At 59.3% G+C, this 21,297-nt stretch carries 19 protein-coding genes; 14 read left to right on the forward strand and 5 right to left on the reverse strand.

What is annotated here, in order from left to right:
- Positions 1-80 precede the first annotated feature (80 nt).
- Positions 81-1,721, forward strand: coding sequence for a Na+/H+ antiporter (locus ACSSVH_RS05680; protein ID WP_170042929.1), 1,641 nt, complete (start codon positions 81-83; stop codon positions 1,719-1,721).
- A 15-nt stretch (positions 1,722-1,736) separates the two neighbouring features.
- Here ACSSVH_RS05680 and ACSSVH_RS05685 read toward each other — a convergent pair whose 3' ends face one another.
- From ACSSVH_RS05685 to map, 5 genes are all read right to left on the reverse strand, one after another.
- Positions 1,737-2,456, reverse strand: a complete 720-nt coding sequence (locus tag ACSSVH_RS05685) for a M12 family metallopeptidase (protein ID WP_492634204.1) — start codon at positions 2,454-2,456, stop codon at positions 1,737-1,739.
- 58 nt (positions 2,457-2,514) lie between these two features.
- Complete coding sequence (locus tag ACSSVH_RS05690) at positions 2,515-2,964, reverse strand: hypothetical protein (protein ID WP_492634205.1); 450 nt, start codon at positions 2,962-2,964, stop codon at positions 2,515-2,517.
- 192 nt (positions 2,965-3,156) lie between these two features.
- Positions 3,157-4,356 (reverse strand): succinyldiaminopimelate transaminase, encoded by a 1,200-nt coding sequence (gene dapC / locus ACSSVH_RS05695; RefSeq protein ID WP_492634206.1) that lies wholly within the window; start codon positions 4,354-4,356, stop codon positions 3,157-3,159.
- 146 nt (positions 4,357-4,502) lie between these two features.
- The gene (locus ACSSVH_RS05700) at positions 4,503-7,205 is read right to left on the reverse strand and encodes a [protein-PII] uridylyltransferase (RefSeq protein WP_169955737.1); all 2,703 of its coding nucleotides are present in this window, start codon (positions 7,203-7,205) and stop codon (positions 4,503-4,505) included.
- 67 nt (positions 7,206-7,272) lie between these two features.
- Positions 7,273-8,055, reverse strand: coding sequence for a type I methionyl aminopeptidase (map, locus tag ACSSVH_RS05705; protein WP_032858167.1), 783 nt, complete (start codon positions 8,053-8,055; stop codon positions 7,273-7,275).
- 386 nt (positions 8,056-8,441) lie between these two features.
- Between map and rpsB the strand changes: the two genes are divergently transcribed.
- From rpsB to lpxA, 13 genes are all read left to right on the forward strand, one after another.
- On the forward strand, positions 8,442-9,182 hold the full coding sequence (rpsB, locus tag ACSSVH_RS05710; RefSeq protein WP_029297291.1) for a 30S ribosomal protein S2: 741 nt from the start codon (positions 8,442-8,444) through the stop codon (positions 9,180-9,182).
- 193 nt (positions 9,183-9,375) lie between these two features.
- A complete protein-coding gene (tsf, locus tag ACSSVH_RS05715; protein ID WP_003172264.1) occupies positions 9,376-10,239 on the forward strand; it encodes a translation elongation factor Ts in 864 nt (287 codons plus the stop codon).
- A 211-nt stretch (positions 10,240-10,450) separates the two neighbouring features.
- On the forward strand, positions 10,451-11,194 hold the full coding sequence (gene pyrH, locus ACSSVH_RS05720; RefSeq protein WP_003172271.1) for a UMP kinase: 744 nt from the start codon (positions 10,451-10,453) through the stop codon (positions 11,192-11,194).
- Positions 11,191-11,748 carry a ribosome recycling factor gene (gene frr / locus ACSSVH_RS05725; protein WP_169955738.1) on the forward strand — a complete coding sequence of 186 codons (558 nt, stop codon included), beginning with the start codon at positions 11,191-11,193 and terminating at the stop codon, positions 11,746-11,748. The genes pyrH and frr overlap by 4 nt, the downstream gene beginning before the upstream one ends.
- A gap of 17 nt (positions 11,749-11,765) precedes the next feature.
- The gene (gene uppS, locus ACSSVH_RS05730; RefSeq protein WP_169955739.1) at positions 11,766-12,521 is read left to right on the forward strand and encodes a polyprenyl diphosphate synthase; all 756 of its coding nucleotides are present in this window, start codon (positions 11,766-11,768) and stop codon (positions 12,519-12,521) included.
- Positions 12,521-13,327: a phosphatidate cytidylyltransferase gene (locus ACSSVH_RS05735; RefSeq protein WP_169955740.1), complete on the forward strand. Its 807-nt coding sequence runs from the start codon at positions 12,521-12,523 to the stop codon at positions 13,325-13,327. Before uppS ends, ACSSVH_RS05735 begins: the two co-directional genes overlap by 1 nt.
- Positions 13,324-14,514 (forward strand): 1-deoxy-D-xylulose-5-phosphate reductoisomerase, encoded by a 1,191-nt coding sequence (gene ispC / locus ACSSVH_RS05740; RefSeq protein ID WP_170042924.1) that lies wholly within the window; start codon positions 13,324-13,326, stop codon positions 14,512-14,514. The genes ACSSVH_RS05735 and ispC overlap by 4 nt, the downstream gene beginning before the upstream one ends.
- A 35-nt stretch (positions 14,515-14,549) precedes the next feature.
- Positions 14,550-15,902: a sigma E protease regulator RseP gene (gene rseP / locus ACSSVH_RS05745; RefSeq protein ID WP_492634207.1), complete on the forward strand. Its 1,353-nt coding sequence runs from the start codon at positions 14,550-14,552 to the stop codon at positions 15,900-15,902.
- Positions 15,903-15,976: 74 nt separating this feature from the next.
- On the forward strand, positions 15,977-18,364 hold the full coding sequence (gene bamA / locus ACSSVH_RS05750) for an outer membrane protein assembly factor BamA (protein ID WP_169955456.1): 2,388 nt from the start codon (positions 15,977-15,979) through the stop codon (positions 18,362-18,364).
- Positions 18,365-18,409: 45 nt separating this feature from the next.
- A complete protein-coding gene (locus tag ACSSVH_RS05755; RefSeq protein ID WP_003219314.1) occupies positions 18,410-18,913 on the forward strand; it encodes an OmpH/Skp family outer membrane protein in 504 nt (167 codons plus the stop codon).
- Positions 18,914-18,916: 3 nt separating this feature from the next.
- Positions 18,917-19,972 carry a UDP-3-O-(3-hydroxymyristoyl)glucosamine N-acyltransferase gene (gene lpxD, locus ACSSVH_RS05760; protein WP_169955457.1) on the forward strand — a complete coding sequence of 352 codons (1,056 nt, stop codon included), beginning with the start codon at positions 18,917-18,919 and terminating at the stop codon, positions 19,970-19,972.
- A gap of 110 nt (positions 19,973-20,082) precedes the next feature.
- Complete coding sequence (gene fabZ, locus ACSSVH_RS05765; protein WP_029297270.1) at positions 20,083-20,523, forward strand: 3-hydroxyacyl-ACP dehydratase FabZ; 441 nt, start codon at positions 20,083-20,085, stop codon at positions 20,521-20,523.
- Positions 20,520-21,296, forward strand: a complete 777-nt coding sequence (lpxA, locus tag ACSSVH_RS05770) for an acyl-ACP--UDP-N-acetylglucosamine O-acyltransferase (RefSeq protein WP_169955458.1) — start codon at positions 20,520-20,522, stop codon at positions 21,294-21,296. Before fabZ ends, lpxA begins: the two co-directional genes overlap by 4 nt.
- Position 21,297: the final 1 nt, after the last annotated feature.

Consider the following 21,297-nt stretch of genomic DNA (forward strand, 5'->3'; position numbering starts at 1 on the left):
GGCAGCTAATATGGCACTTCAAAGGCGCGTTGTTGCCTCAAGTGTGTCATTGCAAGTCGATTGTCCAGGAACCCCGCTTTATGCAAACCGCCTACACCGTTCTTATCCTGCTGATGCTGGTCAGCGTTTCGCGTCTGGTCGGGCGTGTTATCCCGTTGCCGTTGCCCTTGGTGCAGATTGCCGCTGGTGCCTTGCTGGCGTGGCCAACCCTGGGGCTGCATGTGGCACTGGACCCTGAGTTGTTTCTTTTCCTGTTCCTGCCGCCGCTGCTGTTCTCCGACGGCTGGCGCATGCCCAAGCGTGAATTGTGGCGCCTGCGCGGGCCGATCCTGACGTTGGCGGTGGGGCTGGTGCTGTTTACCGTGGTGGGCGCCGGTTACTTTATCCATTGGTTGCTGCCGAGTATTCCGCTGCCGGTGGCCTTCGCCCTGGCGGCCGTTTTATCGCCGACAGACGCGGTGGCGGTGTCGGCAATTTCCCAGAACCGCCTGCCCACACCCTTGATGCATATGCTCCAGGGCGAAGCCCTGATGAACGATGCGTCGGGCCTGGTGACCTTCAAGTTCGCCCTGGTGGCGGCGTTGACCGGGGTGTTTTCCCTGGCCGACGCCAGCCTTACGTTTGTGCTGGTGGCGCTCGGTGGCCTGGCCATCGGTGTGGCCCTGAGCTGGCTGGTGGGGCGCTTGCGGGCCTGGATGATTGCCCGGGGTTGGGATGACCCGGCGACCCACGTGGTGTTTATGTTGCTGCTGCCGTTTGCCGCCTATGTGCTGGCTGAGCGCCTGGGGGCGTCGGGGATTTTGTCGGCGGTGGCGGCGGGCATGATGCAGAGCTGGCTCGACCTGCTGCCACGCCAGACCAGTACGCGCTTGCTCAATCGCAGTGTCTGGTCACTGCTGGAGTTTGCCTTCAACGGGCTGATCTTCCTGCTGCTGGGCCTGCAATTGCCCGACATCATCAAGGCGGTGACCAGCCACGAAAGCATGCTGTGGCCGACCTTGTTCTATCGCTGCCTGGACGTGATCGCGATCTTCCTGGTGCTGCTGGTGCTGCGGTTTATCTGGGTGCAGAGCATCTGGCGCCTGTCCGGCCTTCTACGCCGCCTGCGCGGAAAAAGCGAGCTGACCCTGGTGCCAACGGCCCGATCCTGCTGGCTATTGACCGTCGGCGGGGTGCGCGGGGCGGTGACCCTGGCCGGTGTGATGTCGGTGCCGTTGCTGTTCGCCCCCGGCCAGGCATTTCCAGAGCGCGACCTGCTGATCTTCATTGCCGCCGGGGTCATCCTGTTGTCGTTGGTGGCCGCCTGTATTGCCTTGCCCCTGTTGCTGCGGGGCATCGAGAAGAGTCCGGATGACAAGCGCCGCGGCGAGGTGCGCGATGCCTGGAGGAAAACCGCCGAGGCCGCGATTCATGCCCTTGAGGTTGAGGAGGCGGCAGAGGCGCCCCTGGACGCGGCCCAGGCTGCGCTGGCAGCGGAGCTCAAGGCGCGGATCATGTCGGAATATCGCCATCAACTGGAGGTGTTCAATGACTCGGCCGAAGCCCAGGCGCTGGCGCTGCAGATGGATCAACTGGAGCGCAAGCTGCGGCTCAAGGCCCTGCGCGCGCAACGCCTGGAATTGTATAGCCTGAGCCGTCACCACCAGATTGGTGATGACGTGCTGCGCGAAGTGCTGGCGGACCTGGATATGAGCGAAGCCAACCTGGGCACGCAGAAGTAGGCCTGTGCGGTGCCGTCAGCTCACCCCGGGGATATTCGGCCGGTATAGCCTCCTGATGGCCTCCTGGTCACCCGGCGACAGAAAGAAGTTTTCCGAGGTGCCATGCCCCTTGCGGCTCAAGTGTGCGGGAAAGGGGTAGTGCATCACAGATTGTGGATCGTAGGCTGTGCTCTGCACGTCGGGACCTGTGAGTGGGTCGAGTATTTGTTCCTGGACCAGTTCTGCGGGGAAACGCTCACTGACGAAATAGTCACGCACCGCCTGCTCGTCCCAATCCAAGGTGCTTTGCGGGTGCTGGTGTTCATGCAGTAAGCCCAGGGCATGGCCGAATTCGTGCAAGGCATGAGTGCGTAACTGCTTGGAGTTATCGGTTCGGTCCAGGTGCAGGGTGGGCTGGTCTTCATCGACCAGCAAGGCGTCGGTACCGATGACCGACCAACTGCCGGTAAAACCCTCGTCGTCGGAGACACGAATATCGCCGCGTTTGCCCTCGACGATTTCAAACTGCAGGCCGGGCGTGTGATGGGCCCACTCCTTGAGTGCATCGATGACCAGGGCTTGGCTTTTCTTGTTTGCCAGGTCCAGGCTCACCGTGATAACGCCTGGCGACCAGCGTTTTGAGCTGTCTGCGACACCTCTTTTGTTGCGCGCTGTGCGGTCGGCCGGCGAGTGGTCGCTGGAGGGTGCGAATTGTTGGATAGGGATGTTGGGGAATAACGGGGTTACTTGGCTCATGGACTCTACTCATGGGGCGGTTGTCAGATAGTGATGAGATGAAAAGGGCTTCAAGCACCTACTCCGATTGCTCTTGCGCCGACGACGATTGCGGGGCGGCCAGGGCCCATTCGTAAGTTGAGAGCGAACCACGTTGGTCAGTGATGAGGAATGCCTGGCGCAAGGAACTGTTTTTGGGCGGGAAGAGGCTGTCTGCCAGATACTTTTCGCTGGATGAAAGTTCGTAGGGTTCGCTGTTGGTTATTCCGTCCGCCATATGTTTTGCGGGGAGATGGTCGTGCGTGACGGAGTTCTTATCGTAGGGCGTTAGTTTGATTGAGTTGCTGGCGCTTAACTTTGTAAAAGGCTCATTTTTTCCAAAGTTATTAAGCTCGATAATAATAGGGGCGGGATCGTACTTTAACGGGCTGTCGGGATGGGTTGTTGTTATTGAAGAATTGCTCGGGGCGGTATCGTTTGTGCTCAGGCTAGGAAGTGGGAAAGGGGTTGAACTTGGGTTTGCGATCATAGGCACTCCGGCGCCAACGTAAGAAAGGCGAAGGCTCTTTGTAAAGTTTGTTGCCTCTACAAAGTGGGAATTTAGCCGGAGTAGTTCCGCAGTAATTATTTCTGCGTATGAGTCGAGGTGGGCCTGGAGTGCAACTAATTACCAAAGGTGGGCGAATGTTGGCCGCCCCCGAGGTGGGAGCGGCCCCGTGTTTCAACGACGGCGCTGGATAAAGTCGCGAATTCGTTCGGCCGCCTCGACGCATTCGGCCAATGGCGCAACCAAGGCCAGACGCACCCGTCCAGCTCCTGGATTGAAACCCTCGACTTCCCGCGACAGGTACGAGCCCGGCACCACGGTCACATGTTCCTCCACGAACAGGTCGCGGCAGAACGCGGCATCATCGCCCTCAACGTTGGGCCACAGGTAGAAGCCCCCGTCCGGGTTCTGTACGTTCAGTACCGGTTTGAGGATCGCCAGCACGGCGTCGAATTTCTGCCGGTACAGGTCGCGATTGGCCTGTACATGGGCTTCGTCCTGCCACGCGGCGATGCTCGCCAGTTGGGTTTGCACCGGCATCGCGCAGCCGTGGTAGGTGCGGTACAGCAGGAAGGCCTTGAGGATCTCGGCATCCCCGGCCACAAACCCGGAACGCAGGCCCGGCAAGTTGGAACGCTTGGACAGGCTGTGGAACACCACGCAGCGCTTGAAGTCCTGGCGACCCAGTTCGACACAGGCGCTGAGCAGGCCCGGTGGCGGGGTTTGCTCGTCGAAGTACAGCTCGCTGTAGCACTCGTCGGCGGCGATCACGAAGTCGTATTGGTCGGCCAGGGCAATCAGTTTTTTCAGGGTGTCGACCGGGATCAGTGCGCCGGTCGGGTTGCCGGGAGAGCACAGGAACAGGATCTGGCAACGCTTCCAGATGTCAGGCGAGACCGCGTCGAAATCCGGGTTGAAGCCGTTTTCATCCAGGCACGGCAAGTAATGCGGCTTGGCCCCGGCGAGGAACGCTGCGCCTTCGTAGATCTGGTAGAACGGGTTCGGGCTGACCACCAGGGCATCGTCGCCGCGGTTGACCACGGTCTGGGTGAAGGCGAACAGCGCTTCACGAGTGCCATTGACCGGCAGGATATTGCGCGCCGGGTCGAGCCAGCCCTTGGGCACGTTGAAACGCCGTTCGCACCACGTGCCAATCGCCTCGCGCAAGGCGGGGATGCCCAGGGTGGTGGGGTACACCGCCATCTGGTCAAGGTTGTTGGCCAGGGCCTGGGCGACGAAATCCGGGGATTTATGCTTGGGTTCGCCGATGGACAGGGCAATCGGGCGTTTGTCCGGGTTCGGCGTGACGCTGCCCAGCAAGGCTCGCAGTTTCTCGAACGGGTAGGGCTGCAGTTGGTTCAGGGCGTTGTTCATCGGGGCCTCTATCGTTGAGCACGGCCCTGTGGGAGCTGGCTTGCCTGCGATGGCATCGCCTCGGTGTACCAGATACACCGCGCCGCCCGCATCGCAGGCAAGCCAGCTCCTACAAGGTCCGCACCCCCAGGGAAATTAAATTCAACTCAAATGGTTATTCTGGACAACTCCGCGCCAGGCTCCTGGTTCACGCTCAATTGCGCAACGATGGCGTCCTGCAAGCGGCGGCATAGTTCAGGGTCGGACAGCGGCTGGTTATCGGCATCGGTGATAAAGAACACGTCTTCGACCCGCTCACCCAGGGTGGCAATCTTGGCGTTTTGCAACGACAGGTCAAACTCCAGGAAAATCCCGCCGATCCGCGCCAGCAGGCCAGGGCGATCCGGCGCGCTGAGTTCCAGTACGGTCACCGGGCGCTGGGCATCGTTGTGGATCGTCACCTGGGGCGCAAAGGCAAAATGCTTGAGCTGGCGCGGCACCCGGCGCTGGATGATGGTTGGGTAGTCGTCGGGGTTGCGCAGGGCTTCGGTCAGGCCTGCGCGGATCTTTTTCACCCGCTCGGGGTTGTCGCCGATGGACTCGCCTTCGGTGTCGAGCACGATGTAGGTGTCGAGGGTGAACTGGCTGCTGGACGTAATGACCCGGGCGTCATGAATGTTCAGATTGAGCTGGTCCATCGCAGCCACGGTCACGGCGAAGAAGTCGTGCTGGTCCGGGGCGTAGATGAATATCTGCGTGCCGCCTTCGAATTCACGCTGGGTGGTTTCCTTGATCAGCACCAGCGGGCCACCGTCGGCCGGCTGCTGGAGGATCGCGTCGGTGTGCCAGGCCACGTCGCCTGCGGTGTGGCGCAGGAAATAGTCGTCGCCCAACTGCGACCAGAGTTGCTCCACATCGTCCGGGTCGTTGCCGCCACGCACCAGGATATCCAGGGCCGCGTTCTGGGTGCGGCGGATCTGTTCTTCGCGGTCCACCGGGTTTTCCAGTCCCCGGCGCAAGGCGCGCTTGGTCTCGGTATACAGCTGGCGCAACAGGCTGGCGCGCCACGAATTCCAGAGGGTCGGGTTGGTGGCGTTAATGTCGGAGACGGTCAGTACGTACAGGTAGTCGAGGCGGGTTTCGTCGCCGACGATCTGCGCAAAATCATGGATCACCTGCGGGTCGGACAAGTCCTTGCGCTGGGCGGTGGTGGACATCACCAGGTGGTTCTGTACCAGCCAGACGATCAGGCGGCTGTCCCACTGCGGTAACTGGTGACGCTGGCAGAAGGCTTGCGCATCCACCGCGCCGATTTCCGAATGGTCGCCGTGCCGGCCCTTGCCGATATCGTGATAAAGGCCGGCGAGGTAGATCAGCTCAGGCTTGGGCAGCCTGGCCATCAGCTTACTGGCCAGCGGGAATTTCTCTGACACCTGGGTGTATTGCAACTTACGCAGGTGTTTGATCAGGTTCAGGGTGTGGGCGTCGACTGTATAGATGTGGAACAGGTCGTGCTGCATCTGCCCGACAATAAAGCCGAACTCCGGCAGGTAGCGCCCAAGGATGCCGTAGCGGTTCATGCGCCGCAGGTTGCGGTGGATGCCGATCTTGCACTTGAACAGCTCGATAAACAGGCTGGTATTGCGGATGTCATGGCGAAATTCGTCATCGATCAGGTGACGGTTTTCCCGCAGCAAACGGATGGTGTCGGCGCGTACGCCCTTGATTTCCGGTTGCTGGGCCATCAGCACGAAAATTTCCAGCATGGCAAATGGCGTGCGCTTGAACACGTTGTCGTTGCGCGCCTCGATATAGCCATCGTGCAGTTGGAAGCGCGCGTTGATCGGTTGCGGCGGCGCTTCGTCTTCCGGGGCCAGGATCACTTCTTCAAAGTGCTGGATGATCAGGTCGCTGAGCTGGGCGATGCTCATGACCACCCGGTAGTACTGCTGCATGAAGCTTTCGATACTGGTCTTCGCGTCTTCGCCCTCGAAGCCCAGCAGGGCGGCGATGGAGCGTTGGTGGTCGAACAGCAGGCGGTCTTCGGAGCGTCCGGCCAGCATGTGCAGGGCGTAGCGCACCTTCCACAAAAACTCCTGGGACGAGGCCAGCAGGGCGTTTTCGCTCTCGACCAAAAAGCCTTCGCCGGCCAGGGCACGCAGGTTCAGGGTGCCGTACTGGCGCCTGGCTACCCACAAGATGGTCTGGATATCCCGCAGCCCGCCGGGCGAGCCCTTGACGTTGGGTTCCAGGTTGTATTCGGTGTCGTTGTACTTGTGATGCCGGGCTTTCTGCTCGGCGCGCTTGGCCAGGAAGAACTCCTTGCTCGGCCACATGTGTGCGGTGCTGGTGACTTCCAGCATGCGCTGGCGCAGGCGCTCGGGGCCGCAGATGGTACGGCTTTCCATCAGGTTGGTGACCACGGTCAGGTCGGCGCGGGCCTCTTCGGCGCATTCCGCCACCGAGCGCACGCTCTGGCCGACTTCCAGGCCGATGTCCCACAGCAGCGTCAGAAAACGCTCGATGGAATCACGAAAGATCTCATGGTCGGCACTGTCCAGCAGGATCAGCAGGTCGATATCGGAGTAGGGGTGCAGTTCGCCCCGGCCATAGCCGCCGACGGCCACCAGGGCAATGTCGGCGTCTTCGCTCCAGTCGAACTGTTCCCAGGCCTTTTGCAGGATGTTATCGACGAACCAGGCGCGATCCTCGATCAGTCGGCGAATCTCCCGGCCGCTGCGAAAACGCCCGTCGAGCACCTCGCGGGCCTGGCGGATGGCCTTTTTGAAGGCGGCAATCGGGCTTGCCTTCAGCGCCAGTTCCGCCTGGAACTGGCCTCGGTCGAAGAGTTCGGGATCCACCTGGGGCATCGATCGGCTTTCCTTTCTATCTAGGTGTAGGTCACAACGTCGCTATCTGGAAAGCCCGCTGCAAGCATCAGGCCGAAACGCGAGGGATCGTGTCATCGGCGCGCAGGGTGAAGATCTCGTAGCCCGTCTCGGTGACCAGCAGGGTGTGCTCCCACTGCGCCGAGAGCTTGCGGTCCTTGGTGATGGCGGTCCAGCCGTCGCCCAGCACCTTGGTGTCGGCCTTGCCCTGATTGATCATCGGCTCGATGGTAAAGGTCATGCCCGCCTTGAGCTCCATGCCGGTGCCGGCGCGGCCGTAGTGCAGGATCTGCGGCTCTTCGTGGAACACTTTGCCGATGCCGTGGCCACAGAATTCGCGGACCACCGAGAAACCGTTCTTTTCTGCGTGCTTCTGGATCACTTCGCCGATATCACCCAGGCGGCAGCCCGGCTTGACCAGCTCGATGGCTTTGTACATGCATTCCTGGGTGACCTGGGACAGGCGCTCGGCCCACACCGGGACGTTGCCGACGTGGAACATGCGGCTGGTGTCGCCGTGGTAGCCGTCCTTGATCACCGTGACATCGATGTTCAGGGTATCGCCGTCCTTGAGCGGCTTGTCGCCCGGGATGCCGTGGCAGACCACGTGGTTGATCGAGGTGCAGATCGACTTGGGGAAGCCTTTGTAGTTCAGCGGCGCGGGGATGGCTTTCTGCACGTCGACAATATAGTCGTGGCAGATGCGGTCCAGGGCTTCAGTGGTGACGCCAGGCTTGACGTGTTCGGCAATCATTTCCAGCACGTCGGCCGCCAGTTTGCCGGCAACGCGCATGCCTGCGATGTCTTCGGCGGTTTTCAGGGTAACGGTCATACAGGCTCTCTCTAGCGCGACGCGCTGAAATCAATACGGTTTACGGGCGTGCGACAAAAAGGTGCAGCGTTCGCACAAGCCCAAAAAACGCGATTCTAACAGACGCAAGGTACAAACCATGAGTGTCTGGATATCGCTTCTCTCTATAAGGTGTGGGTATTTTCACCCGATTCAATGGCTTGGGTGGCGGTGGCGGCAAGCAAATGCGATTGCGGGTTTCGTTTTTGTCGTTGCTGTGGTATAAAATGCGCCGCTTTCCGGGGATACCCCGCAAAGCTTAAATCCACACACGTGTCGACACGATGACCTGGGTGCCGGAGGCCTTGAAGCCGCTGGTTGGTCATTGGGATACGTGGAGGCCAAACCCGACTTATTAAGGAACTATCATGTCCCAAGTCAACATGCGCGATATGCTGAAGGCCGGTGTGCACTTCGGTCACCAGACCCGTTACTGGAACCCGAAAATGGGTAAATACATTTTCGGCGCGCGTAACAAGATCCACATCATCAACCTTGAAAAAACCCTGCCAATGTTCAACGAAGCTCTGACTTTCGTAGAGCGCCTGGCCCAGGGCAAAAACAAGATTCTGTTCGTCGGCACCAAGCGTTCCGCTGGCAAGATCGTTGCTGAAGAAGCAGCACGTTGCGGTTCGCCGTACGTCGATCACCGCTGGTTGGGCGGCATGCTGACCAACTTCAAAACCATCCGTGCTTCCATCAAGCGTCTGCGTGACCTTGAAGTGCAAGCCGAAGACGGTACTTTCGCCAAGCTGACCAAGAAAGAAGCGCTGATGCGCTCCCGTGACCTGGAAAAGCTCGATCGTTCCCTGGGTGGTATCAAGGACATGGGCGGTCTGCCTGACGCACTGTTCGTTATCGACGTTGATCACGAGCGCATCGCGATCACCGAAGCCAACAAGCTGGGTATCCCGGTTATCGGCGTAGTCGATACCAACAGCAGCCCGGAAGGCGTTGACTACATCATCCCAGGCAACGATGACGCAATCCGCGCTATCCAGCTGTACATGGGTTCGATGGCTGACGCTGTAATCCGTGGCCGCAACAATGTTGGCGGCGGCACCGTAGAGTTCGCTGCTGAAGAAGCACCGGTCGCTGCAGCTGAGTAATTGACGCCCTGGCGTTGACTCAGTAAGCAAAAAGGGGGCTTGGCCCCCTTTTTGCCACCTCGAAAACCATTTGTGAGCGGCACAGCTACAGCATCTGTAACGTGCAGCGGTTAACAAGGGTGGTTCGGGAAGAATTGAACGCCCGTACAAGTCGGGTGGAATGGTTGAAAACCTATCCAAGAGGAATTTGAAAATGGCAGCAATTACTGCAGCGTTGGTTAAAGAACTGCGTGAGCGTACTGGCGAAGGCATGATGGATTGCAAGAAAGCCCTGGAAAAGGCTGACGGCGACATCGAAAAAGCCATTGATGACATGCGTGCTTCGGGCGCGATCAAGGCTGCCAAGAAAGCAGGCAACGTAGCTGCTGAAGGCGCGATCGCTCTGAAAGAAGACGGCAAATCCGCCGTTCTGCTGGAAGTGAACTCGCAGACCGACTTCCTGGCCCTGCAAGACGACTTCAAGGCATTTGTTGCTGCCAGCGTTGAAAAAGCGTTCGCCGACAAACTGACTGACGCCGCTCCGCTGATCGCAGCCCAAGAAGCTGATCGTCTGGTACTGGTCGGCAAGGTTGGCGAAAACGTCAACATCCGTCGCCTGGTACGTGTTGAAGGTGACGTGGTTGGTGGTTACCTGCACGGCAACAAGATCGGTGTTGCAGTTGTCCTCAAGGGCGGCAACGTTGAACTGGCCAAAGACATCGCTATGCACGTAGCGGCCAGCAACCCAGAGTTCCTGCTGCCTTCGGAAGTTTCTGCCGAAGCGATCGAGCGCGAAAAAGCTGTGTTCCTGCAGCTGAACGAAGAAAAAATCAAAGGCAAGCCAGAAAACATTGTTGAGAACATGGTCAAAGGCCGTATCAGCAAGTTCCTGGCCGAAGCAAGCCTGGTTGAGCAGGCGTTCGTCAAGAACCCTGAAATCAAGGTTGGCGAACTGGCCAAGAAAGCCGGTGCTGAAATCGTTTCCTTCACCTACTTCAAAGTAGGCGATGGCATCGAGAAGCCGGTCGACAACTTCGCTGAAGAAGTTGCTGCCCAGCTGGCTGCCGCCAAGCAATAAGACAGTTTTCAACTGTCGCCCAAGAGAGGCTGCCCGCTCACGCGCGCAGCCTCTTTTCAAATGGGAGGCTCAATTTTATTTGGCTTCCCTTTGGAACTGGCTTACAAAGCCGTGTTCCGATGGCGCTGTGACAGCGTCCAGCTAGAGTGAACGCAAGCCGTAAACGGCTCGCCAAGAATTTTTTAAAAATACGCCGCAGGAGAGATTCGCAATGGCTCAGCAGGGCAGTGGTTATCAGGCTCGCTATAAACGCATTCTACTCAAGCTTAGCGGCGAGGCCCTGATGGGCTCGGAAGAGTTCGGGATCGATCCCAAGGTGCTTGACCGCATGGCACTGGAAGTCGGCCAACTGGTCGGCATCGGTGTCCAGGTCGGCCTGGTGATCGGTGGTGGCAACCTGTTCCGTGGCGCGGCACTCAGTGCTGCTGGCATGGATCGGGTCACTGGCGACCACATGGGCATGCTGGCCACTGTGATGAACGCCCTGGCCATGCGCGACGCCCTGGAGCGTGCCAATATCTCGGCCATCGTGATGTCGGCCATCTCCATGGTTGGCGTGACCGATCACTATGATCGCCGCAAAGCCATGCGCCACCTGAATGCCAAAGAGGTGGTGATCTTTGCCGCCGGTACCGGCAACCCGTTCTTCACCACTGACTCGGCTGCCTGCCTGCGTGCCATCGAAATCGATGCTGACGTAGTGCTCAAGGCTACCAAGGTCGATGGTGTCTACACTGCCGATCCATTCAAAGACCCGCATGCCGAGAAGTTCGATCATCTGACTTATGATGAAGTGCTGGATCGCAAGCTGGGTGTGATGGACTTAACGGCAATCTGCCTGTGCCGCGACCACAAGATGCCGCTGCGCGTATTTAACATGAACAAGCCCGGCGCCCTGCTGAATATCGTACACGGCGGCGCAGAAGGGACTCTGATCGAGGAAGGCCAACAATGATCAACGAAATCAAGAAAGACGCCCAAGCGCGTATGCAGAAATCCCTGGAGTCTCTGAGCCACGCATTCGGCCAGATTCGTACCGGCAAGGCTCACCCGAGCATCCTGGGCAGCGTGATGGTGCCTTACTACGGTTCCGACACTCCGCTGAGCGGCGTGGCCAACGTGACTGTGAAAGACTCGCGCACCCTGCAGGTCGTGGCCTTCGAGCGCAACATGCTCGCTGCCGTCGACAAGGCTATCCAGAGCGCTGGCCTGAACCTCAACCCAACCAACCTGGGTGAGCTGCTGCTGATCTCCATGCCGGCCCTGACCGAAGAAACCCGCAAGGGCTTCACCAAGCAGGCGCGCAGCGCAGCGGAAGATGCCCGTGTTGCGGTGCGTAACATCCGTCGTGATGCCTTGGGTGACCTGAAGAAACTGGTCAAGGACAAGGAAATCAGCGAAGACGAAGAGCGTCGTGCCATTGCCGATATCGATAAGCTGACCAAGGAATCCGAGGCCATGATCACCAAGGCCACGGAAGAGAAAGAAAAGGACCTGATGGCCGTATAAGGGGTCAGGACGCTTTCATGGAAAAGACCAAGCAGACTGTGCCCTCCGCGGTGCCGCGCCATGTCGCGATCATCATGGATGGGAATAATCGCTGGGCGAAAAAACGCTTTATGCCAGGTGTCGCCGGGCATAAAGCGGGTGTCGATGCGGTACGGGCCGTGATCGAGGTGTGTGCCGAGGCCAAGGTCGAGGTATTGACCTTGTTTGCCTTCTCCAGTGAAAACTGGCAGCGCCCGGCCGACGAAGTCAGCGCCTTGATGGACCTGTTCTTCAAGGCCCTGCGTCGTGAGGCCAAGCGCCTGAACGACAACAACATCAGCTTGCGCATCATCGGCGATCGCTCGCGGTTCCATCCGGAGCTGCAGGCGGCCATGCGTGAAGCCGAGGCGATCACCGCTGGCAGCAACCGCTTCGTCCTGCAAATCGCCGCCAATTATGGCGGGCAATGGGATATCGCCCAGGCTGCGCAGCGCCTGGCGCGTGAAGTGCAGGCCGGCCATCTGCGCCCGGAAGACATCACGCCCGAGTTGTTGCAAACCTGCCTGGTGACTGGCGATCTGCCGTTGCCGGACCTGTGCATCCGTACCGGTGGCGAGCACCGCATCAGCAACTTCCTGTTGTGGCAGTTGGCCTATACCGAGCTGTACTTCTCCGACCTGTTCTGGCCGGACTTCAAACACGATGCCATGCGCAATGCGCTGGCCGATTTCGCTTCCCGTCAGCGTCGCTTCGGTAAAACGAGCGAGCAGATCGAAGCTGGAGCCCGGGTTTAATGCTTAAACAACGAATCATCACGGCACTGATCCTGCTGCCGATCGCTCTGTGCGGGTTTTTCCTGCTCGAAGGCGCAGGTTTTGCACTGTTCATTGGCCTGGTCGTGACCCTGGGCGCCTGGGAATGGGCGCGCCTGGCAGGGTTCGCCGAGCAACTGCCGCGGGTGGTGTACGCCGCCGTTGTCGCGTTGTTGCTGTTCCTGATGTACATCCTGCCGGATGTCGCACCCTGGGTGCTCGGGGCGGCGGTGCTGTGGTGGGCGTTGGCGACATTCCTGGTGTTGACTTACCCGCGTACCAGCAGCCAATGGTCCAGCGTCGCCTGCAAGCTGGTGATCGGCCTGCTGATCCTGCTGCCGGCCTGGCAGGGCCTGGTTTATATCAAGCACATGGCCCTGGGCAACTGGTTGATCATGGCGGTGATGGTACTGGTCTGGGGCGCGGATATCGGTGCGTACTTCTCCGGCCGTGCCTTTGGCAAGCGCAAGCTGGCCCCGGCGGTCAGTCCCGGCAAGAGCTGGGAAGGGGTGTACGGCGGGCTGGCGTTGACGTTGCTGATCACCCTGGTTGTTGGCGTTGTGCGCGAGTGGGATGCCAAGCAAATCCTCCTGGCCCTGGTCGGTGCGGCGGTGGTGGTGCTGATCTCGGTGGTTGGCGATCTGACCGAAAGCATGTTCAAGCGCCAGGCAGGCATCAAGGACAGCAGTAACCTGCTGCCGGGCCATGGCGGCGTGCTGGACCGCATCGACAGCCTGACGGCGGCGATCCCGGTGTTTGCCGTGCTGTTGTGGATGGCCGCTTCGTGAGCCGCCTACAGCAAGTGACCGTGCTGGGAGCAACCGGCTCGGTCGGGTTGAGCACGCTGGATGTGATTGCCCGCCACCCTGAGCGCTATCAGGTATTCGCCCTGACCGGCTTCAGCCGCTTGAGCGAGCTGTTGGCGTTGTGCGTGCGGCATGTGCCGCAGTTCGCGGTGGTGCCGGATGCAACTGCCGCCCGTGGTTTGCAGGACGACCTGCGGGCTGCGGGCCTGTCGACCGAGGTATTGGTCGGCGAGGAGGGCTTGTGTCAGGTGTCCGCCGCCTCTGAAGTGGATACTGTGGTCGCCGCCATCGTCGGCGCTGCTGGCTTGCGTCCAACCCTCGCAGCGGTTGATGCGGGCAAAAAAATCCTGTTGGCCAATAAAGAAGCGCTGGTGATGTCCGGTGCGCTGTTTATGCAGGCTGTGCGCAAGAGCGGCGCGGTGCTGTTGCCGCTGGACAGCGAACACAATGCGATTTTCCAGTGCATGCCGGGCGATTTTGCCCGCGGCCTGAGCCAGGTGGGCGTACGGCGTATCTTGCTGACCGCCTCCGGTGGCCCGTTCCGCCAGACCCCATTGGCCGAGCTGGAGCACGTTTCTCCCGATCAGGCCTGCGCCCATCCCAATTGGTCGATGGGGCGCAAGATCTCGGTGGATTCGGCGAGCATGATGAACAAGGGCCTGGAGCTGATCGAAGCCTGCTGGCTGTTTGATGCTCGGGCCGAGCAGGTCGAGGTGGTGATTCATCCGCAAAGCGTGATTCATTCCCTGGTCGACTATGTGGATGGTTCGGTGTTGGCCCAGTTGGGCAACCCGGACATGCGTACGCCAATCGCCAATGCCCTGGCCTGGCCCGAGCGGATCGATTCGGGGGTTGCACCCCTGGACCTGTTCGCCATCGCACGCCTGGATTTCGAAGCGCCGGATGACCAACGCTTCCCCTGCCTGCGCCTGGCGCGTGAGGCGGCAGAGGCGGGCAACAGCGCTCCGGCTATGTTGAATGCGGCCAATGAGGTCGCGGTTGCTGCGTTTCTTGATCGGCGCATCCGCTTTCCACAGATCGCGAGTATCATCGAGGAAATTTTGAGTCTCGAGCCGGTGGTTGCCGTAAATGATTTGGGCGCCGTATTCGAGGCGGATGCCAAGGCCCGGGTCTTGGCCGAGCAATGGTTGAAACGCCACGCAGGTTAGTCGGCAGGCGCGGGATTGGAATGCGGAGAGATTAGATGAGTGCGCTCTACATGATTGTCGGCACCCTGGTTGCTCTGGGTGTGTTGGTCACTTTTCACGAATTTGGTCATTTCTGGGTGGCGCGCCGTTGTGGCGTCAAGGTCCTGCGTTTTTCCGTGGGGTTTGGCATGCCGCTGCTGCGCTGGCACGACCGCAAGGGCACCGAATTCGTGATTGCCGCCATTCCCCTGGGTGGCTACGTCAAGATGCTCGACGAGCGTGAAGGCGAAGTGCCGGCTGATCAACTGAACCAATCTTTCAATCGCAAGACCGTTCGTCAGCGTATTGCCATCGTGGCGGCTGGCCCGATCGCCAACTTCCTGTTGGCCATGGTGTTTTTCTGGGTCCTGGCAATGCTGGGCAGCCAGCAGGTGCGCCCGGTTATCGGTGCGGTGGAGGCGGGCAGCATTGCAGCCAAGGCTGGTTTGAGCGCCGGGCAGGAAATTGTTGCTATTGATGGTGAACCGACTACAGGCTGGGGGGCGGTCAATCTGCAGTTGGTTCGCCGCCTGGGTGAGAGTGGCACCGTACAGCTGGTGGTGCGCGAGCAGGACTCCACGGCCGAGACGCCGCGCGAGCTGGTACTGGACAAGTGGCTCAAGGGCGCTGACGAGCCTGACCCGATCAAATCCCTGGGAATTCGCCCATGGCGTCCGGCGCTGCCGCCGGTACTGGCGGAGCTCGATCCCAAGGGGCCGGCCCAGGCTGCCGGCCTGAAGACCGGTGATCGTTTGCTGGCCCTTGATGGTCAGGCGCTGGGCGACTGGCAGCAAGTGGTTGATCTGGTTCGTGTACGTCCTGATACGAAAATTGTGCTGAAAGTTGAGCGCGACGGTGCTCAAATCGACGTCCCTGTTACCCTTGCGGTACGCGGAGAGGCCAAGGCGGCCGGCGGGTATCTGGGGGCGGGGGTCAAAGGTGTCGAATGGCCGCCATCGATGGTGCGAGAGGTCAGCTTCGGGCCGTTGGCGGCAATTGGCGAGGGTGCACGACGCACTTGGACCATGAGCGTACTGACCCTCGATTCGCTGAAGAAAATGTTGTTCGGCGAGCTCTCGGTAAAAAACTTGAGTGGACCGATAACCATTGCTAAAGTGGCGGGCGCTTCTGCCCAGTCGGGTGTTGCTGATTTCCTGAATTTCCTGGCTTATCTGAGTATTAGCCTTGGGGTTCTGAATTTGTTGCCCATTCCAGTACTGGATGGGGGGCATCTGTTGTTTTATCTCGTCGAGTGGGTGCGTGGTCGCCCCTTGTCGGATCGGGTGCAGGGTTGGGGGATACAGATCGGTATCAGTTTGGTGGTTGGGGTGATGTTGTTAGCCCTGGTCAACGATCTGGGACGTCTGTAACGCTTCGCTGAATTGCGAATCTGCCGCATTTTGCGGCAGTTTGTTTATTGCCAGTTGGAATAAGAAAGGACTTCATGAAACGTCTGCTGCTAACTGCGGTTCTCACCGTATTGATGATCGCCGAAGTTCACGCCGAGTCCTTCACCATCTCCGATATTCGCGTCAACGGCCTCCAGCGGGTTTCCGCGGGTAGCGTCTTTGGCGCCTTGCCGTTGAACGTTGGGGAACAGGCTGACGACCGTCGCCTGGTGGAATCCACTCGTGCGCTGTTCAAAACCGGCTTCTTTCAAGACATCCAACTGGGTCGTGAAGGCAACGTCCTGGTCATCACTGTCGTCGAGCGACCTTCTGTCGCCAGTATCGAGATCGAAGGCAACAAGGCGATCTCCACTGAAGACTTGATGAAAGGTCTCAAGCAATCCGGCCTGGCCGAAGGCGAGATCTTCCAGCGCGCCACCCTCGAAGGCGTGCGTAACGAGCTGCAACGTCAGTACGTTGCCCAGGGCCGCTACTCCGCTTCCGTGGAAACCGAAGTGGTGCCGCAGCCGCGCAACCGTGTCGGCCTGAAGGTCAACATCAACGAAGGCACCGTGGCGGCGATCCAGCACATCAACGTGGTGGGTAACACCAAGTTCGCCGACGAAGACCTGATCGACCTGTTCGAGCTCAAGACCACCAACTGGCTGTCGTTCTTCAAGAACGATGACAAGTACGCCCGTGAAAAACTCTCCGGTGACCTGGAGCGCTTGCGCTCCTATTACCTAGACCGTGGCTATATCAACATGGATATCGCTTCGACCCAGGTGTCCATCACCCCGGATAAGAAGCACGTGTACATCACCGTCAACGTCAACGAAGGCGAGAAGTACCGCGTTCGTGACGTGAAGCTCAGCGGCGACTTGAAAGTGCCTGAAGACCAGGTCAAGTCCCTGCTGTTGGTCCAAAAAGACCAGGTGTTCTCGCGCAAGCTGATGACCACCACTTCCGAACTGATCACCCGTCGCCTGGGTAACGAAGGCTATACCTTCGCCAACGTCAACGGCGTGCCGACCCCACATGATGATGACCACACCGTGGACATCACTTTTGTCGTCGATCCGGGCAAGCGTGCCTACGTCAACCGCATCAACTTCCGTGGCAACACCAAGTCCGAGGACGAAGTGCTGCGTCGTGAAATGCGTCAGATGGAAGGTGGCTGGGCTTCGACCTACCTGATCGACCAGTCCAAGACCCGTCTTGAGCGCCTGGGCTTCTTCAAGGAAGTCAACGTCGAAACCCCGGCCGTCCCGGGTGTGGATGACCAGGTCGACGTGAACTACGCAGTGGAAGAGCAAGCGTCCGGTTCGATCACCGCCAGCGTCGGTTTTGCACAGAGTGCCGGCCTGATCCTCGGTGGCTCGATCACCCAGAACAACTTCCTGGGTACCGGTAACAAGGTTTCCATCGGCCTGACCCGCAGCGAATACCAGAGCCGCTACAACTTCGGTTATGTGGACCCCTACTGGACTGCTGACGGTGTGAGCCTGGGCTACAACGCCTTCTACCGCACCACCGACTACAAAGACCTCGACGTCGACGTTGCAAGCTATGCGATCGACAGCCTGGGTGCCGGTGTGAACGTGGGCTACCCGATCAGTGAGACCTCGCGTCTGACCTTCGGCCTGACCGCGCAGCAGGATGAGATCAAGACCGGTGTCTACACCGTGGATGAGATCTTCGACTTCACCCGCCGCGAAGGTGACAAGTTCCTCAACTTCAAGGCCTCGGCCGGTTGGTCCGAGTCCACCCTGAACAAAGGCGTGCTGGCCACCCGTGGTCACTCCCAGAGCCTGACCCTGGAAGCCACCACACCAGGTAGCGACCTGTCGTTCTTCAAGCTCGACTACCGTGGCCAGTTGTTCACGCCGTTGAGCGATAACTACACCATGCGCCTGCACACGGAATTGGGCTATGGTGATGGCTATGGTTCGACCGATGGCTTGCCGTTCTACGAGAACTACTATGCCGGTGGCTTCAACTCGGTACGTGGCTTCAAGGACAGCACCCTGGGTCCACGTGGTACGCCAAGCCGTGGTGTTGCTGAAACCGGTAACGTCGGCACCGTGCGTGACTCTGACAATGATCCGCTGCCGTTCGGTGGTAACGTGCTGATCCAAGGTGGTGCGGAAATTCTGTTCCCGCTGCCGTTCGTCAAGGACCAGCGCTCCCTGCGGACCTCGGTCTTCTGGGATGTGGGTAACGTATTCGACTCCAAGTGCGAGCAGATCCGTAACCCTAGCGGCTTGAAGTCCAACACCCAGTGCAACGACGTAAGCCTGAGCAATCTGGCCAGTTCCGTGGGTGTGGGTGTGACCTGGATTACCGCCCTGGGCCCGTTGAGCTTCGCCTTGGCGATGCCAGTCAAGAAACCGGATAACGCTGAAACCCAGATTTTCCAATTTTCCCTCGGCCAGACGTTCTAAGCGTCCGACCCAAGATAACGACAACGGATTCTGTAGGAGTGCATCGTGCGTAAGTTGACTCAATTGGTTCTTCTGGCAACCGTGCTGGTCGCAACCCCGGCGTTTGCCGAAATGAAAATCGCCGTCCTGAACTATCAGATGGCCCTGCTGGAATCCGATGCGGCCAAGAAGTACGCCGTGGATGCCGAGAAAAAATTTGGTCCGCAACTGACCAAGCTCAAGACCCTGGAAAGCAGTGCCAAGGGCATCCAGGACCGCCTGGTCGCCGGTGGCGATAAAATGCAGCAAGGCGAGCGCGAGCGTCTGGAGCTTGAGTTCAAGCAAAAGGCCCGTGACTATCAGTTCCAATCCAAGGAACTGAACGAAGCCAAGGCTGTTGCTGACCGTGAAATGCTCAAGCAACTGAAGCCTAAACTCGACAGCGCCGTGGAAGAGGTCATCAAGAAAGGTGCCTTTGACCTGGTCTTCGAGCGTGGCGCCGTGATTGACGTCAAGCCTCAATACGACATCACCCGCCAGGTGATCGAGCGCATGAACCAGCTGAAGTAAGCCATGACCGCGACTATCAAACTCGGTCAATTGGCCGAGTTCCTGGGGGCTACCTTGCGTGGCTCCAAGGAGAAGGAAATCACTGGGCTAGCCACCTTGCAGGAGGCTGGCCCAGCTCAGTTGAGCTTCCTCGCAAATCCCCAATACCGTAAATACCTGGGCGACAGCCAGGCCGCAGCCGTATTGCTGAAGGCCGCTGACGCCGAGACGTTTGCCGGGGATGCGCTGGTGGTGGCCGACCCTTATGCCGCATACGCGCGGGTTTCCCACTTGTTCGACCCGAAACCCAAGGCTGCCCCTGGTATCCATCCTTCTGCGGTCATTGCCAATGATGCACAGGTGGATCCTGCGGCCAGCATCGGTGCTTTTGCGGTTATCGAAAGTGGTGCGCGCATTGGTGCCGGCGTGACTGTTGGTGCCCATTGCTTTATCGGTGCTCGCAGCGAAATCGGTGCAGGCGGCTGGCTCGCGCCGCGCGTGACCCTGTACCACGATGTGCGTATCGGGCAGCGGGTAGTGATTCAGTCGGGTGCCGTGATCGGCGGCGAAGGCTTCGGCTTTGCCAATGAGAAGGGCATCTGGCAGAAGATCGCCCAGGTCGGCGGTGTGCTGATCGGTGACGATGTGGAGATTGGTGTCAACACTGCTGTCGATCGCGGGGCCTTGGCCGATACGGTGATTGGCAATGGTGTGAAGTTGGATAACCAGATCCAGATCGCCCACAACGTACAGATTGGCGATCACACGGCCATGGCCGCGTGCGTCGGCATCTCCGGCAGCACCAAGATCGGCAAGCATTGCATGCTGGCCGGCGGTGTCGGCTTGGTGGGCCATATTGAAATATGTGACAACGTATTCATTACCGGCATGACCATGGTGACCCACTCGATCACCGAGCCGGGGGCCTACTCTTCCGGTACAGCGATGCAACCCGCGGCCGAGTGGCGCAAGAGCGCGGCCCGTTTAAGGCAGCTCGACGACATGGCGCGGCGCCTGAAACATCTGGAAAAGCGTGTTGGGGACGTGACCCCTGGCAGTAATGTTTCATCAGATGGCTGATACCATTTCCATATCAAGTGTGCACAGCAGCTAGACTGCCTTCTTGATTTGCTAGAGGGGCGTGCCTTAGTCCGCGCGCTCCCAATCTTTATTACAGGCTTCCCCCCGAAATGATGGACATCAACGAGATTCGCGAATACCTGCCTCACCGTTACCCGTTCCTGCTGGTGGATCGTGTAGTGGAACTGAATGTTGAGGAAAAGCGCATTCGTGCCTACAAGAATGTCAGCATCAACGAACCATTCTTCAATGGTCATTTCCCCGCGCATCCAATCATGCCGGGCGTGTTGATCATTGAAGCGATGGCGCAGGCCGCTGGTATCCTCGGTTTTAAAATGCTCGACCTGAAGCCTGCCGACGGCACGCTTTACTATTTCGTGGGCTCCGACAAGCTGCGCTTTCGCAACCCGGTCACCCCAGGCGACCAGTTGATCCTGGAAGCCAAGTTCGTGAGCTGCAAGCGCCAGATCTGGAAATTCGAATGCCAGGCGTCCGTTGACGGCAAGCCTGTGTGTTCCGCCGAAATCATCTGTGCGGAACGCAAACTATGAGTTTGATTGACCCTCGCGCAATCATCGATCCGACGGCCGTGCTGGCCGCCGACGTTGAGGTCGGCCCTTGGTCGATCATCGGCGCAGGTGTGGAAATCGGCGAGGGAACAGTCATCGGGCCGCACGTGATCCTCAAGGGGCCGACCCGCATTGGCAAACACAACCGCATCTACCAGTTCTCCTCGGTAGGCGAAGATACGCCGGACATGAAGTACAAGGGTGAAGAAACCCGCCTGGTAATCGGTGATCACAACATCATTCGTGAAGGCGTGACCATTCATCGTGGCACTGTGCAGGACCGGGCAGAAACTACCCTGGGTGATCACAATCTGGTGATGGCCTACGCGCATATCGGACACGACAGCGTTATTGGCAACCACTGCATCCTGGTCAACAACACTGCACTGGCCGGCCATGTGCATGTTGACGACTGGGCGATCCTGTCTGGTTTTACCCTGGTGCATCAGTACTGCCATATCGGCGCCCACAGCTTTTCCGGCATGGGCACTGCTATTGGCAAGGATGTGCCGGCGTTCGTCACGGTATTTGGCAACCCTGCCGAAGCCCGCAGCATGAACTTCGAAGGCATGCGCCGCCGGGGTTTCAGCGAAGAGGCCATTCACGCCCTGCGTCGCGCCTATAAGGTGGTGTATCGCCAGGGCCTGACGGTTGAGCAGGCATTGGCCGAACTGGCCGAGCCAGCGGCGCTGTTTCCAGAGGTTGCCATCTTCCGTGATTCGATCCAGGCATCGACTCGCGGCATCACCCGCTGAT

Source organism: Pseudomonas sp. HC1(2025) (assembly GCF_058742075.1).